We start from the raw sequence: 14940 nt of genomic DNA, 5'->3' as shown, positions 1-14940 counted from the left end.
TGGACTGGCGATGAGGCAGTCATACAGAGCCTGGGGAGGTTCATTCATATGTTGTACGATGCATCCCAAGAAAAAGACAACTGTGGCTTCGGACTCATCGCCCATATAGAAGGCGAGCCAAGCCACAAGGTCGTGCGTACCGCCATTCACGCACTGGCCCGTATGCAACACCGTGGCGCGATCCTCGCCGACGGCAAGACAGGCGACGGCTGCGGCTTATTACTTCAGAAGCCCGATCGTTTCTTCCGCCTGGTCGCGGAAGAGCGCGGCTGGCGGCTGGCGAAAAATTACTCCGTCGGCATGATGTTCCTCAGCCAGGACGAAGCTGTCGCCAAAGCGACCCGCCGAATTGTGGAAGAAGAGCTGCAGAACGAGACGCTGTCCGTTCTGGGCTGGCGCGAAGTGCCGACCAATCCGGATGTTCTGGGCGAAATCGCCCTCTCCTCCCTGCCGCGTATCGAACAGATTTTTGTTAACGCCCCTGCCGGCTGGCGCCAGCGCGATATGGAGCGACGCCTGTTCATGGCTCGCCGCCGCATTGAAAAACGCGTGCAGGATAAAGATTTCTACGTGTGCAGCTTCTCCAATCTGGTGACGATCTATAAAGGTCTGTGCATGCCGGCGGATCTGCCGCGCTTCTATCTGGACCTCGCCGACCTTCGTCTGGAATCGGCTATTTGCCTGTTCCATCAGCGTTTTTCGACCAATACCGTGCCGCGCTGGCCGCTGGCGCAGCCATTCCGTTATCTGGCCCACAACGGCGAAATCAACACGATCGCCGGCAACCGCCAGTGGGCTCGCGCACGTGCTTACAAATTCAAAACGCCGCTGATCCCGGATCTGCGCGATGCGGCGCCGTTCGTCAATGAAACCGGCTCGGACTCAAGCTCGCTCGACAATATGCTGGAGTTGTTCCTCGCCGGCGGTATGGACATCGTGCGCGCCATGCGCCTGCTGGTGCCACCCGCCTGGCAGAATAACCCAGACATGGACCCTGAGCTGCGCGCGTTCTTCGACTTCAACTCCATGCATATGGAACCGTGGGACGGTCCGGCTGGCGTCGTATTGTCTGACGGCCGCTACGCCGCCTGTAACCTTGATCGCAACGGGCTACGCCCAGCGCGTTACGTCATCACCACCGACAAGCTGATTACCTGTGCTTCCGAGGTCGGGATCTGGGACTACCAGCCGGATGAAGTGGTGGAAAAAGGCCGCGTCGGTCCCGGCGAACTCATGGTTATCGACACGCAGGAAGGACGCATCCTTCACTCTGGCGAAACCGACAACGACCTGAAAAGCCGCCATCCCTACAAAGAGTGGATGGAGAGGAACGTCAAACGTCTGGTGCCGTTCGAAGAGATGCCGGACGATCAGGTCGGACAACGCGATCTGGACGACGTGCAGCTTGAGGCCTATCAGAAGCAGTTTGGCTACAGCAACGAAGAGCTGGACCAAATCCTGCGCGTGCTCGGCGAGAACGGCCAGGAAGCCACCGGCTCGATGGGCGACGATACGCCGTTTGCGGTGCTCTCCAGTCGTCCACGTATCGTCTATGACTATTTCCGACAGCAGTTCGCGCAGGTCACCAACCCGCCGATCGACCCGCTGCGGGAAGCGCACGTGATGTCGCTCGCCACCTGCATTGGACGTGAAATGAACGTCTTCAGCGAAGCGGAAGGACAGGCCTATCGTCTTACCTTCAAATCGCCGATTCTGCTCTACTCCGATTTTAATCAGCTGATCCATCAGGATCAGGAGCACTACCGCGCCGACCAGATTGATCTCACGTTCGATCCTCAGCGGCAGACGCTGCAGGAAACGATAGGGAAACTGTGCGACGAAGCGGAAAGCAAAGTCCGCGACGGCACGGTGCTACTGGTGCTGACCGACCGCGCGATCGCCAAAGATCGCCTGCCGGTGCCCGCTCCTATGGCGGTGGGAGCCATTCATAGCCGTCTGGTCGAACAGAGCCTGCGCTGTGACGCCAACATCATTGTTGAAACCGCGAGCGCCCGCGACCCGCACCATTTCGCCGTGTTACTCGGTTTCGGCGCGACCGCGATTTATCCCTATCTGGCTTACGAAACGCTATCGCGCATGGTGGACAACCGCACTATCGATAAAGCGCACCGCGCCGTCATGCTGAACTACCGCAACGGCATCAACAAAGGCCTGTACAAGATCATGTCCAAAATGGGCATCTCCAGCGTGGCTTCCTACCGTTGCTCACGGCTGTTCGAAGCGGTCGGCCTGCATGAGGACATCACTCGCAGCTGCTTCCCCGGCGTGGTGAGCCGCATCGGCGGCGCCAACTTCAGCGACTTCGAGCAAGATCTGCGAAATCTGGCTAAACGCGCCTGGCTGAAACGGCAACCGCTCGAACATGGCGGCCTGCTGAAATTCGTCTATAACGGCGAATACCACGCCTATAACCCGGACGTCGTGAAAACGCTGCAAACGGCAGTCCAGAGCGGCGAATACGACGACTATCAGCGCTACGCCAAACTGGTCAACGAACGCCCGGCGGCGACGCTGCGCGACCTGCTGGCGCTGAAGCCGCAGGAGAAAAGTACGGCTATCGCTCTCGATCAGGTAGAACCTGCGTCGGAGCTGTTCAAACGCTTCGACACCGCCGCCATGTCCATCGGCGCGCTCAGTCCGGAAGCGCACGAGTCGCTGGCAGAGGCCATGAATACGCTGGGCGGCTACTCCAACTCCGGCGAAGGCGGCGAAGATCCGGCGCGTTATCGCACCAACAAGGTTTCGCGCATCAAACAGGTGGCCTCGGGCCGCTTCGGCGTTACTCCGGCCTATCTGGTCAACGCCGACGTGATTCAGATTAAGGTGGCTCAGGGCGCAAAACCGGGCGAAGGCGGCCAGTTGCCGGGCGACAAGGTGACGCCGTACATCGCCAGATTGCGTTATTCCGTCCCCGGCGTGACGCTGATTTCGCCGCCGCCGCATCATGACATCTACTCCATCGAAGATCTGGCGCAGTTGATTTTCGACCTGAAGCAAATCAATCCGACAGCGATGATTTCGGTGAAGCTGGTTTCCGAACCCGGCGTGGGCACCATCGCCACCGGCGTCGCGAAAGCCTATGCCGACCTGATCACCATCGCCGGCTATGACGGCGGCACCGGCGCCAGCCCGCTGACCTCAGTAAAATATGCGGGCTGTCCGTGGGAACTGGGTCTGGTCGAAACGCAGCAGGCGCTGGTCGCAAACGGTTTGCGTCACAAAATCCGCCTGCAGGTGGATGGCGGACTCAAAACCGGGCTGGATATCATCAAGGCCGCCATTCTGGGGGCGGAAAGCTTTGGCTTTGGCACCGGACCGATGGTGGCGCTCGGCTGTAAATATCTGCGTATCTGCCACCTGAACAACTGCGCCACCGGCGTGGCCACTCAGGACGACAAGCTCCGCCGCGATCACTATCACGGTCTGCCGGAACGCGTGATCAACTATTTCCATTTCATCGCGCGGGAAACTCGTGAGCTGATGGCCGAGCTGGGCATCAGCCAGTTGGTGGACCTGATTGGCCGCACCGACCTGCTGACGGAGCTGGACGGGTTTACCGCCAAGCAGAATAAACTGGATCTGGCGCCGCTGTTAGAGACAGCAACACCGCATCCCGGCAAGGCGCTGTACTGCACCGAGACCAACCCGCCGTTCGACAAAGGGGTGTTGAATAAAGCCCTGCACGAACAGGCCCAGCCCTACATCGAAGCCAAACAGAGCAAGACGCTTTACTTCGACATTCGCAACACCGACCGTGCCGTCGGCGCGACACTCTCCGGCGCTATCGCTGAAAAATACGGCGATCAGGGACTGGCAAGCGATCCGATCAAAGCCTATTTCACCGGCACCGCAGGTCAGAGCTTTGGCGTCTGGAACGCCGGTGGTGTAGAGCTGACGCTGACCGGCGACGCCAACGACTATGTCGGTAAAGGCATGGCGGGAGGCATGATTGCCATACGCCCGCCCGTCGGCTCCGCCTTCCGTAGCCACGACGCCAGCATCATCGGCAATACCTGCCTCTACGGCGCCACCGGAGGCAAGCTGTTTGCCGCCGGGCGCGCAGGGGAACGCTTCGCCGTGCGTAACTCCGGCGCCATCACGGTGGTGGAAGGCATTGGCGACAACGGCTGTGAATATATGACCGGCGGCATCGTCTGTATTCTGGGGCGCACCGGCGTGAATTTCGGCGCCGGGATGACCGGCGGCTTCGCCTACGTGCTGGATGAAGACGGTGAGTTCCGTAAGCGCGTCAACCCGGAGCTGGTCGAAGTCCTGGATGTCGATAGCCTGGCGATCCACGAAGAACATCTGCGCGGCATGATTACCGAACATGTTCAGCACACCGGCTCCTCACGCGGCGAAGAAATCCTCGCCAACTGGCCGGTATGGGCGGCGAAGTTTGCACTGGTGAAACCAAAGTCCAGTGATGTGCAGGCGCTGTTGGGTCATCGTAGTCGTTCCGCAGCCGAGCTGCGGGTTCTGGCGCAGTAAGAGGTCATCATGAGTCAAAACGTTTATCAATTTATCGACTTACAGCGCGTAGATCCGCCGAAGAAACCGCTGAAAGTCCGGAAAATTGAGTTTATTGAAATTTACGAGCCATTTTCAGAAAGTCAGTCCAAAGCCCAGGCAGACCGTTGTCTGTCCTGCGGCAACCCTTACTGCGAATGGAAGTGCCCGGTGCATAACTACATTCCCAACTGGCTTAAGCTTGCCAATGAGGGACGTATTATCGAAGCCGCCGAGCTTTCTCACCGGACCAACAGCCTGCCTGAGGTCTGCGGGCGCGTTTGTCCGCAGGATCGCCTGTGTGAAGGTTCCTGCACGCTGAACGATGAGTTCGGCGCGGTCACAATCGGCAACATCGAGCGCTACATCAACGATAAAGCCATCGAGATGGGCTGGAAACCGGATATGTCCGGCGTTCAGGGCACCGGCAAGAACGTGGCGATTATCGGCGCGGGTCCAGCCGGTCTGGCCTGTGCAGACGTCTTGGCCCGCAACGGCGTTAAAGCCCATGTCTACGACCGTCATCCGGAGATCGGCGGCCTGCTGACATTTGGTATTCCCGCCTTCAAGTTGGAAAAAAGCGTGATGACCAAACGCCGCGAAATTTTCTCCGGCATGGGCATTGAGTTCCATTTGAATACCGAAGTGGGCAAAGACATACAGCTGACCGACCTGCTAGCCCACCACGACGCCGTTTTCCTCGGCGTGGGTACCTATCAGTCCATGCGCGGGGGGCTGGAGAACGAGGATGCGCCGGGGGTATACGACGCGCTACCGTTCCTGATCGCCAACACCAAACAGCTGATGGGTTTCGAAACGGCCGCGCCGGAAGCCTATGTCTCGATGGAGGGCAAACGCGTCATCGTACTAGGCGGGGGCGATACGGCGATGGACTGTGTGCGAACTTCTATCCGTCAGGGCGCGACGCATGTGACGTGCGCCTATCGTCGTGACGAAGAGAACATGCCGGGTTCGCGCCGTGAGGTGAAGAATGCGCGTGAAGAAGGCGTTGAGTTCCGGTTCAATCTGCAGCCGATAAGCATCGAAATCAACGACGCGGGCAAGGTCTGCGGCGTGCGCATGGCGCGCACCGAATTGGGTGCGCCGGATGTCAACGGGCGTCGCCGACCGGAGATCGTTGCGGGATCGGAGCACATTTTGGAGGCCGACGCGGTCATCACGGCATTCGGTTTTCGTCCGCACAGAATGGCGTGGCTGACCGATCACGATGTAGCCTTGGATGATCAGGGACGTATTGTCGCTCCGGAAGAGAACGACAGCGCTTTCCAGACCAGCAACCCGAAAATCTTCGCCGGCGGAGATGCGGTTCGCGGCTCGGACCTGGTCGTGACCGCCATTGCTGAAGGCCGCAAGGCCGCAGACGGGATCCTGAACTATCTCGACGTGTGATTAGCAATCTTTAATAGCGCAAGGGCGGCCATTGGGCCGCCCTTTTTACTGGCCAGCCAGGCTAACCCTGAGATTGGTACGAATCCAAAATATCTTGCTCCGTCATTTCCGGCGTTTGCTGGGTAAAGGCATAAAAGCACGGCTTTTTGTCGATATAGATTTGCGACACCATGCGGGTGTTCTCATCGCTGCCGAACAGTCCTACCGGCACGAAATAGGTCACCGGCGTCAGCTGCTTGTAAAACAAGTGCGAGCCGCACTGACGGCAAAATGCGCGCTCCGCCCACGCTGAAGACCGGAAATAAGCAACAAAGTCTTTGCCGTCGATAACAAGATCATCTTTGCAGTCGATTGACATCAGCGGACCACCGCTCCAGGTCTGGCACATACTGCAGTGGCAAACGGAAACGTCATGGGTATCACATTCAGTAGACAGCGTGACCGCACCGCATAAACAATGCCCTTCCATTTCCTTTCTCCTATAAAGATCGGTTTCAGGACATCAGTTTGTCTCTATATTTTTATATAGACAATGCTGAGGGGACGTGGAGATGAAATCGGGAAAGCAATATCGAAAGGATTTGTGGATATAAAAAAGGGCACCAGAGTCGTGCCCTTTTGTACTGAGTTACTTCACCACCCGCAGCGCAGGACGCCCGCCGCGAGGCGGCGAAGGGGGTTCGTCGTCCGGCGTTTCATTGCCGGAAGGGGGCGTGGCAACATCGTCGACCGTGCGTAACGACGGCTTGTGCGGCTCATCATCCTGCTCCAGCGCGTCATCGGGGATTTCACCGGCTTCATAGGCGGGTTCAGGCTCAAACATGGTGCCAGCGCCGTTTTCACGGGCGTAGATCGCCATGACCGCCGCCATCGGAACCATCACCTGGCGAGGCACACCACCGAAACGAGCGTTAAAGCGTACAAGATCGTCAGCCAATTCGAGATTGCCCACGGCAAGCGGCGCAATGTTGAGCACTATCTGTCCATCGCGGGCGAACTCCATCGGCACCTGCACGCCGGGCAAAGAAACATCCACCACCAGATGCGGCGTAAGCTGGTTATCAAGTAACCAGTCATAGAAAGCGCGTAACAAGTACGGTCGGCGCGGTGATAGCTGAGACAGAGCCATGTATCTTAACCTCGGGTCTGTAACCGGATTTCACGCTCGGCTTCGGTCAGAGAAGCCAGGAAAGCGTCGCGTTCAAAGACGCGCGTCATGTAACCTTTCAGCTCCTTAGAACCCGCTCCGCTCAGCTCGATGCCCAGCAACGGCAAACGCCACAACAGCGGTGCCAGGTAGCAATCCACCAGGCTGAACTCTTCGCTCATGAAATAAGGCGTTTCATTGAATACCGGCGCAATGGCCAGCAACTCTTCACGCAGTTGTTTACGTGCTGCGTCGGCCTGCGCCGCCGTACCAGTGGAGATGGTTTTCAACAGCGAATACCAGTCCTGCTCGATGCGATGCATCATCAGACGGCTGTTGCCGCGTGCGACTGGATAGACCGGCATTAATGGCGGATGCGGGAAACGCTCATCCAGATATTCCATGATGATGCGGGATTCATACAGCGTCAGTTCACGATCCACCAACGTCGGGACAGAACCGTAGGGATTGAGGTCAATGAGATCCTGCGGCAGATTATCCGCATCTACCTGTTCGATCTCGACACTCACTCCTTTTTCCGCCAGCACTATACGTACCTGATGGCTGAAAATATCGGACGGGCCGGAAAACAGCGTCATTACCGAACGTTTGTTGGCAGCGACAGCCATGAAAACCTCCAAGTTTATCGAGAAAATACGGCATAGAACCGATCGAATATTATCCTGCAGGCCTTGCCGCGTTTGAACTTCTTACTGGGGTAAGAAACCGCTGACGACAGCTGTCGTTTTATCAAAACTTACTAGCTGGCAAACAGGTACAAAACCGGCGATTAGTGTATCAGATTTTGTGCGTTTTGGGGGGATATAAGCGCCAATTCATTGTTAACCGTAAGGAATTAAAGACAATTTTTTAGACGCACGGAGAAACAGGCAAAAAAAACCCGGTGACGAGCACCGGGTTTCTGACGCTGATTTCGCTGCAAAGCAGCCGGAAATTAACGTTTGGAGAACTGAGGACGACGACGTGCTTTACGCAGACCGACTTTCTTACGTTCAACCTGACGAGCATCACGCGTAACGAAGCCAGCTTTACGCAGCTCAGAACGCAGAGACTCATCATATTCCATCAGTGCACGGGTGATACCGTGACGGATTGCACCAGCCTGACCGGAAATACCACCACCTTTAACGGTGATGTACAGATCCAGTTTGCCAACCATGTCGACCAGTTCCAGCGGCTGACGAACTACCATACGGGCAGTTTCACGACCGAAGTACTGATCCAGGCTGCGCTGGTTGATAACGATGTTGCCACTGCCCGGTTTGATGAACACGCGAGCGGCGGAGCTTTTGCGGCGACCAGTGCCGTAGTATTGATTTTCAGCCATTGCCTATAATCCCGATTAAATGTCCAGAACTTGCGGTTGCTGTGCCGCGTGATTGTGCTCGTTACCCGCGTAAACTTTCAGTTTACGGTACATAGCACGACCCAGCGGGCCCTTCGGCAGCATGCCTTTAACCGCGATTTCAATCACACGCTCAGGACGGCGGGCAATCATCTCTTCAAAGGTCGCCTGTTTGATACCGCCGATGTGGCCGGTGTGGTGGTAGTACACTTTGTCAGAACGTTTGTTGCCGGTAACAGCAACTTTTTCAGCGTTCAGGACGATGATGTAATCACCAGTATCAACGTGCGGAGTGTATTCCGCTTTATGCTTGCCGCGCAGACGACGAGCCAGTTCAGTAGCGAGACGGCCCAAAGTCTTACCGCTCGCATCAACAACGTACCAGTCGCGTTTTACGGTTTCTGGTTTAGCTGTAAAAGTTTTCATTAAAAGCTTACCCAATTTAAGTTACACGTTGGTGAACACACAAACGCTTCAATAAATAGTGTTGAGGTTCACACGGCTATCTAGTCCAGCAAACCTACCCCTTCGAATAGCTATTGCCAGCGCGATTAAAGTTTCGGGAAAAAAACTTTGTTGTAACGTGGGGTCGCAGGATTATAGAGAAGCCGACATCAAAAATCGACCTTTTTTCTACCACATTGATAGAAAAGGCAGCAGCCCCCTTTACGACAAATGGGGCAGTTGCAGGTAGTCTTCGCTTTGCATCTCCTGCAATCGGGACAGGCAGCGGCGATATTCGAACACCAGGCGAGCGCCCTGATAGAGTTCAACCATCGGCGCCTGCGCCGACATTATCAGCTTCACCCGGCGCTCATAAAATTCATCGACCAACGCCAGAAAACGCCGCGCGACGTCCTCCTCCGCCTCTCCCATCACTGTGACGTGATGCAGCAGAACGCAGTGATAACGCTGAGATAACGCGATGTAGTCGTTCTGGCTGCGCGCATCGGCGCACAACGTGGCGAAGCTTACCGCCAACACGCCGTTACGACTGCCCAACACGGGCATCGCACGATGGTTTATCTCCAGCGTTTCACCCTCGGACGTATGCCCAGAGAGATCCGTGAACATTTTCCGCATCGCATCATCGGCATGCGTATCAAGCGGATAAAAATAAAGGTGAGCTTGCCGCAGCGTTCGCTGTCGGTAATCAATGCCCGCATCGACATTGACTACAGCGCAGTGCTGCTTAATCAGCTCAATGGCCGGTAAAAATCGCGACCGCTGAAGGCCGTTGCGATAAAGCTCGTCCGGCGGAATATTAGACGTCGCGACCAGCGTGATTCCTCGCGCGAACAACGCGCCGAGCAGCTCGGCCAGCAGCATCGCGTCGGTAATGTCGGAGACGAAAAATTCGTCGAAGCACAGCACATCGGTCTGCGCTTTGAATTCATCCGCTACCTGCTCCAGCGGGTTTTCGTGTCCCTGTAGCCGATTCAGCGCTTCGTGAACTCGCAGCATGAAGCGATGGAAATGCAGACGCAACTTGCGTTCGCCGGGCAAACTGTGGAAAAACAGGTCCATCAGCCAGGTTTTTCCCCGCCCCACTCCGCCCCACAGATAAAGCCCTTCAACCAGCGCCTGCGCTGGCTGTTTTTTCCTGCAGAGACGCTGGATCCAGCTTAACGGCTTGCTCGCCGTAGATGCCTGCTGACGCGCCGTCAATGCACGGTGGATATCGTCAAGTCGCAGCACCGTTTGGCGCTGCACCTCATCCGGCTGATAATCCTGCGTTGCTAAAGCCTGCTGGTAAAGCGTTATCGGCGTCATATTCTGCATTGCGGCCAGATCCCTATTAAGAGGAGATAAACGGTCTTTTCTCGTTGAAGAACCTCAGTTTAGCGTCTAAATCATAGCAGTTGCCGCTTCTGCGGCGGCGCATGTTCACCCACTGGTTTATTACATCCTGTTTCAGGACTCCACTCTGGCAAGCTTAGCGGTTATAGTGACTATTATTGAGTGAAAAATACGACGGAACAACGAAGTCAAATAGGAGTCATTATGACCTGGGAGTACGCGCTGATTGGACTTGTTATCGGTGTCATCATCGGTGCGGTAGCGATGCGCTTCGGCAATCGCAAACTGCGCCAGCAGCAGGTACTGCAACACGAGCTGGAGAAGAGCAAAGCCGATCTGGAGCAATATCGTCAGGAGCTAGTGAGTCATTTCGCCCGTAGCGCCGAACTGCTGGACAACATGGCGGACGACTATCGCAAGCTGTATCAGCACATGGCTAAAAGCTCGAATGAGCTGCTTCCTGAAGAGCAGTCACGCGAAAATCCGTTCAATTATCGTCTGACGGAAGCCGAATCAGACAACGATCAGGTGCCGGTGAAAATGCCCCCGCGTGATTACTCGGAAAGCGCCTCTGGACTGCTGCGCGGCGAAACGCCGTTACGTAAATAATTCCCCTTATTCCCTACGCGCGGGGTATTCCTTGCCCCGCGCTTATTTTCCGCATCACAGGCCGCTCCTTACATTTCGCGAATAAAACCGCAATGAACTTTACACGTGAATAGTCGGTCTGACTCTTCACCACAAGATTGAGTTTATATATCATCATTTTATTTCTACGCAGGTCGAGAGAGAGTTAACAATCAATGAAAAAAACATCGATGTTATTCAGCGCACTAGCCATTAGTATCGGACTGTCCCTATCTTCGCTGCCTGTAGCCCAAGCCGCTCTGCCCGCGGTAGTCGCCGGTCAATCGCTGCCGAGCCTGGCCCCCATGCTGGAAAAAGTCCTGCCCGCCGTGGTCAGCGTCCACGTGGAAGGCACTCAGGTTCAGAATCAGCGCATCCCGGAAGAGTTTAAGTTCTTTTTTGGTCCCAACGCGCCGGCCGAAAAACAGAGCCGTCCGTTTGAAGGGCTTGGCTCGGGCGTTATCATTGATGCCGCCAAGGGTTACGTACTGACCAATAACCATGTGATCAACAATGCGGACAAAATTCGCGTACAGCTGAATGACGGCCGTGAATACGACGCCAAGCTCATCGGCCGCGACGCGCAAACGGATATCGCCCTGCTGCAGCTAAGCGACGCGAAAAACCTGACCGCCGTGAAGATGGCGGATTCCGATCAGCTCCGCGTCGGCGACTTCGCCGTCGCCGTAGGCAACCCCTTTGGTTTGGGTCAAACCGCCACCTCCGGCATCATCTCTGCACTGGGTCGTAGCGGGCTGAATCTGGAAGGGCTAGAAAACTTCATTCAGACCGATGCCTCCATCAACCGCGGTAATTCCGGCGGCGCGCTGGTCAACCTGAACGGCGAGCTGATTGGGATTAATACTGCAATTCTGGCGCCCGGCGGCGGCAATATCGGCATCGGCTTCGCCATCCCCAGCAACATGGCGCAGAACCTGACTCAGCAGTTGCTGGAGTTCGGGGAAGTCAAACGCGGCCTGCTTGGCATCAAAGGCAGCGAGATGACCTCTGAAATGGCTAAGGCCTTCAAGGTGGATGCGCAGCGCGGCGCATTTGTCAGCGAGGTATTGCCGAAATCCGCGGCGGCCAAAGCCGGTATCAAAGCCGGCGACGTTCTGGTCTCTCTGGACGGTAAGACGATCAACAGCTTCGCCGAGCTGCGAGCCAAAGTAGGTACTACGGCTCCAGGTAAAACCGTGAAAATCGGACTTATTCGCGACGGCAAACAGCAAGAAGTGTCCGTTGTTCTGGACAATAGCGCCAACGCGTCCACTAACGCGGAAACGCTGTCTCCTGGCCTGCAGGGCGCCACGCTAACCGACGGTCAATTGAAGAACGGCAGCAAAGGCGTAGCCATCGACAACATCGCCAAAGACAGCGCCGCCAGTAAAATTGGGCTGCAGAAAGGGGACGTCATCATCGGCGTCAACCGTGAACGCGTGGAAAACATCGCTCAATTGCGCAAGATACTGGAAGCCAAGCCGACCGTACTGGCTCTAAATATCATCCGCGGAGACGAATCGATTTATCTGCTGTTACGCTAATCCCACTAAAAACTGGACGCCGCGCCGTGCGGCGTCCTACCATCTTTGTTATTCTGCGATTTATTCTTCTTCAAGTCCCAAACGCTCATGTTAACCAAACTGATACGTTCAGCATTGATTGGTATCGTCGTAGCCGCGATCTTGCTGTTGGCCCTCCCCGCACTGCGCTCCAGCAATCTGCTGAAAGAGGAGGCGTCGACGCTGGATGAGGCCCCCGTCAGCTATTACCAGGGGGTGCGCCGCGCCGCGCCAGCGGTCGTCAACGTCTATAATCGGGCCGGCGGCAAAGACGAACTCAACGTTCGCACGCTGGGTTCGGGCGTTATCATGAACAACAAAGGCTATATTCTTACCAACAAACACGTCATCACAGACGCCGAACAAATCGTCGTCACGTTGCAGGACGGCCGCCTATACGAGGCGTTGCTGGTCGGATCGGATACGCTGACCGATCTGGCGGTACTAAAAATCGAAGCGACCAGCTTGCCCGCTATCTCTATCAACGATCATCGCACCGCACACGTCGGCGACGTCGTGATGGCCATTGGCAACCCCTACAATCTGGGGCAAACCATCACACAGGGCATCATCAGCGCCACCGGGCGAGTCGGACTCAGCTCATCAGGCCGCCAGAACTTTCTTCAGACCGACGCTTCCATCAACCGGGGCAACTCCGGCGGCGCACTGGTCAATACGCTGGGAGAGTTGGTCGGCATTAATACCCTGTCTTTCGATAAGAGCAACGATGGCGGAACGCCGGAAGGAATTGGCTTTGCGATCCCTGTCGCGCTGGCGACGAAAGTGATGGGTAAGCTCATTCGCGACGGTCGGGTCATCCGTGGTTACATCGGTATCAACGGCGCCCAGATTGAACGAGTGGGCAACAAGAATGCCGGACTGGAGCGCCTGCAGGGCATCATCGTCAGCAAGGTCGAACCGGACGGTCCGGCGGACAAAGCGGGCATCAAGCAAGACGATCTGCTGTTGAAGGTGAACAACAAACCGGCGCGGTCCGTGATTGAAACCATGGACCAGGTGGCGGAGCTGCGCCCCGGCACGGTGATCCCGGTCGTGATTTTCCGCGACAATAAAGAGATGACGCTCGACGTGACCATTCAGGAATTCCCGGCGAACTAGCGCGTAACGTCACGCGTTGCCGGTCACAGAACGAGAAACGGGACGACAGCCTCACGACTATCGTCCCGTTTTTTATGGCCGAAGAAACTTACTCCGCGCCCGCGATGCGTTCGATGTTCGCGCCAAGACCACGCAGCTTATCTTCAATGCGCTCATAACCGCGATCGATGTGATAGATGCGATCGACCAGCGTCGCGCCTTCCGCGATACAACCCGCCAGCACCAGACTCGCCGATGCCCGTAGGTCGGTCGCCATCACCTGTGCGCCCGAGAGTTTTTCTACGCCGTGGCAGATAACGGTGTTGCTCTCAATCTCCGCCTGCGCGCCCATACGGATCAGCTCAGGGATATGCATGAAGCGGTTTTCGAAGATGGTTTCCGTGATCACGCCGGTGCCTTCCGCCACCAGGTTCAGCAGGCTAAACTGCGCCTGCATATCGGTTGGGAACCCTGGGTGCGGCGCGGTGCGGATCGTCACGGCTTTAGGACGCTGACCATGCATGTCCAGACTAATCCAGTCTTCGCCGATTTCGATATCCGCTCCGGCTTCGCGCAGCTTAGCCAGCACCGCATCCAGCGTATCCGGGCGCGTGCTGTGGCAGACGACTTTACCGCGAGAGATCGCGCCGGCGATCAGGAAGGTGCCGGTTTCAATGCGGTCAGGCAGCACGCGATAAACGCCGCCGCCCAGACGCGCTACCCCATCGATGACAATACGGTCGCTGCCCGCGCCGCTGATTTTGGCGCCCAGCGTATTCAAAAAGTTGGCCGTATCGACAATTTCCGGCTCACGGGCCGCATTTTCGATAATCGTCTGACCTTCCGCCAGCGTAGCCGCGCTCATGATCGTCACCGTGGCGCCCACGCTGACCTTGTCCATGACGATATGCGCACCCTGCAAACGTCCGTCAACATGGGCCTTGACGTAACCTTCCTCCAGGGAAATCTTCGCGCCCAGTTGCTCCAGACCGTTGATATGCAGGTCGACCGGACGCGCGCCGATAGCGCATCCGCCCGGCAGCGAAACCTGTCCCTGACCGAAGCGTGCCACCAACGGCCCCAAGGCCCAGATAGAGGCGCGCATGGTTTTCACCAGCTCGTAAGGCGCGCAAAAAACGTTGACGCCGCTGGCATCGACATGGACGGAACCGTTGCGTTCCACACGAGCACCGAGTTGTCCGAGCAGCTTCATCGTGGTGTCGATATCCCGCAGTTTCGGGACATTCTGTATTTCTACCGGTTCTTCAGCCAACAGAGCGGCAAACAGGATCGGCAAAGCCGCATTTTTAGCCCCGGAGATAGTGACTTCACCAGAGAGCCGGGTCGGCCCCTGCACACGAAATTTATCCATAGTGACGATTTCTCAATAATTCAGTTCA

Annotated in this window: 12 protein-coding genes; 5 read left to right on the top strand and 7 right to left on the bottom strand. The window is 56.5% G+C overall.

Features of this window, described 5'->3' with window-relative positions:
- Nucleotides 1-48: 48 nt before the first annotated feature.
- Both gltB and BLU64_RS12085 read left to right on the top strand, forming a co-directional pair.
- A complete protein-coding gene (gene gltB, locus BLU64_RS12090) occupies nucleotides 49-4512 on the top strand; it encodes a glutamate synthase large subunit (protein WP_074728851.1) in 4464 nt (1487 codons plus the stop codon).
- A gap of 9 nt (nucleotides 4513-4521) precedes the next feature.
- Entirely contained in the window at nucleotides 4522-5940 is a 1419-nt protein-coding gene (locus BLU64_RS12085) for a glutamate synthase small subunit (RefSeq protein WP_026744030.1), read from the top strand.
- A 61-nt stretch (nucleotides 5941-6001) separates the two neighbouring features.
- Here BLU64_RS12085 and BLU64_RS12080 read toward each other — a convergent pair whose 3' ends face one another.
- The 6 genes from BLU64_RS12080 to zapE form a co-directional block, all read right to left on the bottom strand.
- Entirely contained in the window at nucleotides 6002-6409 is a 408-nt protein-coding gene (locus BLU64_RS12080; RefSeq protein WP_026744029.1) for a GFA family protein, read from the bottom strand.
- Nucleotides 6410-6568: 159 nt separating this feature from the next.
- Nucleotides 6569-7069: a ClpXP protease specificity-enhancing factor gene (gene sspB, locus BLU64_RS12075; protein WP_026744028.1), complete on the bottom strand. Its 501-nt coding sequence runs from the start codon at nucleotides 7067-7069 to the stop codon at nucleotides 6569-6571.
- Nucleotides 7070-7074: 5 nt separating this feature from the next.
- Nucleotides 7075-7716, bottom strand: a complete 642-nt coding sequence (gene sspA, locus BLU64_RS12070) for a stringent starvation protein SspA (RefSeq protein ID WP_026744027.1) — start codon at nucleotides 7714-7716, stop codon at nucleotides 7075-7077.
- A gap of 326 nt (nucleotides 7717-8042) precedes the next feature.
- Nucleotides 8043-8435 carry a 30S ribosomal protein S9 gene (gene rpsI / locus BLU64_RS12065; protein WP_026740710.1) on the bottom strand — a complete coding sequence of 131 codons (393 nt, stop codon included), beginning with the start codon at nucleotides 8433-8435 and terminating at the stop codon, nucleotides 8043-8045.
- A gap of 15 nt (nucleotides 8436-8450) precedes the next feature.
- Complete coding sequence (gene rplM, locus BLU64_RS12060; RefSeq protein ID WP_026740709.1) at nucleotides 8451-8879, bottom strand: 50S ribosomal protein L13; 429 nt, start codon at nucleotides 8877-8879, stop codon at nucleotides 8451-8453.
- Between the two features lie 240 nt (nucleotides 8880-9119).
- A complete protein-coding gene (zapE, locus tag BLU64_RS12055) occupies nucleotides 9120-10235 on the bottom strand; it encodes a cell division protein ZapE (protein ID WP_026744024.1) in 1116 nt (371 codons plus the stop codon).
- Between the two features lie 222 nt (nucleotides 10236-10457).
- Here zapE and zapG point away from each other — a divergent pair, with 222 nt between their 5' ends.
- The 3 genes from zapG to degS all read left to right on the top strand — a co-directional run bounded on the left by zapG (nucleotide 10458) and on the right by degS (nucleotide 13561).
- Entirely contained in the window at nucleotides 10458-10862 is a 405-nt protein-coding gene (gene zapG, locus BLU64_RS12050) for a Z-ring associated protein ZapG (RefSeq protein ID WP_026744023.1), read from the top strand.
- A 194-nt stretch (nucleotides 10863-11056) separates the two neighbouring features.
- Nucleotides 11057-12424, top strand: a complete 1368-nt coding sequence (gene degQ, locus BLU64_RS12045) for a serine endoprotease DegQ (protein WP_074728849.1) — start codon at nucleotides 11057-11059, stop codon at nucleotides 12422-12424.
- Between the two features lie 87 nt (nucleotides 12425-12511).
- Entirely contained in the window at nucleotides 12512-13561 is a 1050-nt protein-coding gene (degS, locus tag BLU64_RS12040; RefSeq protein WP_026744021.1) for an outer membrane-stress sensor serine endopeptidase DegS, read from the top strand.
- A gap of 88 nt (nucleotides 13562-13649) precedes the next feature.
- Here the strand turns inward: degS and murA are convergent, their stop codons facing one another.
- Nucleotides 13650-14912 (bottom strand): UDP-N-acetylglucosamine 1-carboxyvinyltransferase, encoded by a 1263-nt coding sequence (gene murA / locus BLU64_RS12035; RefSeq protein WP_026744020.1) that lies wholly within the window; start codon nucleotides 14910-14912, stop codon nucleotides 13650-13652.
- Between the last annotated feature and the right edge of the window lie 28 nt (nucleotides 14913-14940).

The organism is Lonsdalea quercina, assembly GCF_900107885.1.
Lineage (GTDB): Bacteria > Pseudomonadota > Gammaproteobacteria > Enterobacterales > Enterobacteriaceae > Lonsdalea > Lonsdalea quercina.
The sequence above is the reverse complement of the archived record's forward strand: the minus strand, read 5'-3'. Positions and strand labels throughout refer to the sequence as shown.

What these genes read in the sequence shown, in the direction of transcription:
- rplM (WP_026740709.1), bottom strand. Translation starts at nt 8,879, where the DNA reads ATGAAAACTTTTACAGCTAAACCAGAAACCGTAAAACGCGACTGGTAC.
- rpsI (WP_026740710.1), bottom strand. Translation starts at nt 8,435, where the DNA reads ATGGCTGAAAATCAATACTACGGCACTGGTCGCCGCAAAAGCTCCGCC.
- BLU64_RS12085 (WP_026744030.1), top strand. Translation starts at nt 4,522, where the DNA reads ATGAGTCAAAACGTTTATCAATTTATCGACTTACAGCGCGTAGATCCG.
- degQ (WP_074728849.1), top strand. Translation starts at nt 11,057, where the DNA reads ATGAAAAAAACATCGATGTTATTCAGCGCACTAGCCATTAGTATCGGA.
- sspB (WP_026744028.1), bottom strand. Translation starts at nt 7,069, where the DNA reads ATGGCTCTGTCTCAGCTATCACCGCGCCGACCGTACTTGTTACGCGCT.
- zapG (WP_026744023.1), top strand. Translation starts at nt 10,458, where the DNA reads ATGACCTGGGAGTACGCGCTGATTGGACTTGTTATCGGTGTCATCATC.
- zapE (WP_026744024.1), bottom strand. Translation starts at nt 10,235, where the DNA reads ATGCAGAATATGACGCCGATAACGCTTTACCAGCAGGCTTTAGCAACG.
- murA (WP_026744020.1), bottom strand. Translation starts at nt 14,912, where the DNA reads ATGGATAAATTTCGTGTGCAGGGGCCGACCCGGCTCTCTGGTGAAGTC.
- degS (WP_026744021.1), top strand. Translation starts at nt 12,512, where the DNA reads ATGTTAACCAAACTGATACGTTCAGCATTGATTGGTATCGTCGTAGCC.
- sspA (WP_026744027.1), bottom strand. Translation starts at nt 7,716, where the DNA reads ATGGCTGTCGCTGCCAACAAACGTTCGGTAATGACGCTGTTTTCCGGC.
- gltB (WP_074728851.1), top strand. Translation starts at nt 49, where the DNA reads ATGTTGTACGATGCATCCCAAGAAAAAGACAACTGTGGCTTCGGACTC.
- BLU64_RS12080 (WP_026744029.1), bottom strand. Translation starts at nt 6,409, where the DNA reads ATGGAAGGGCATTGTTTATGCGGTGCGGTCACGCTGTCTACTGAATGT.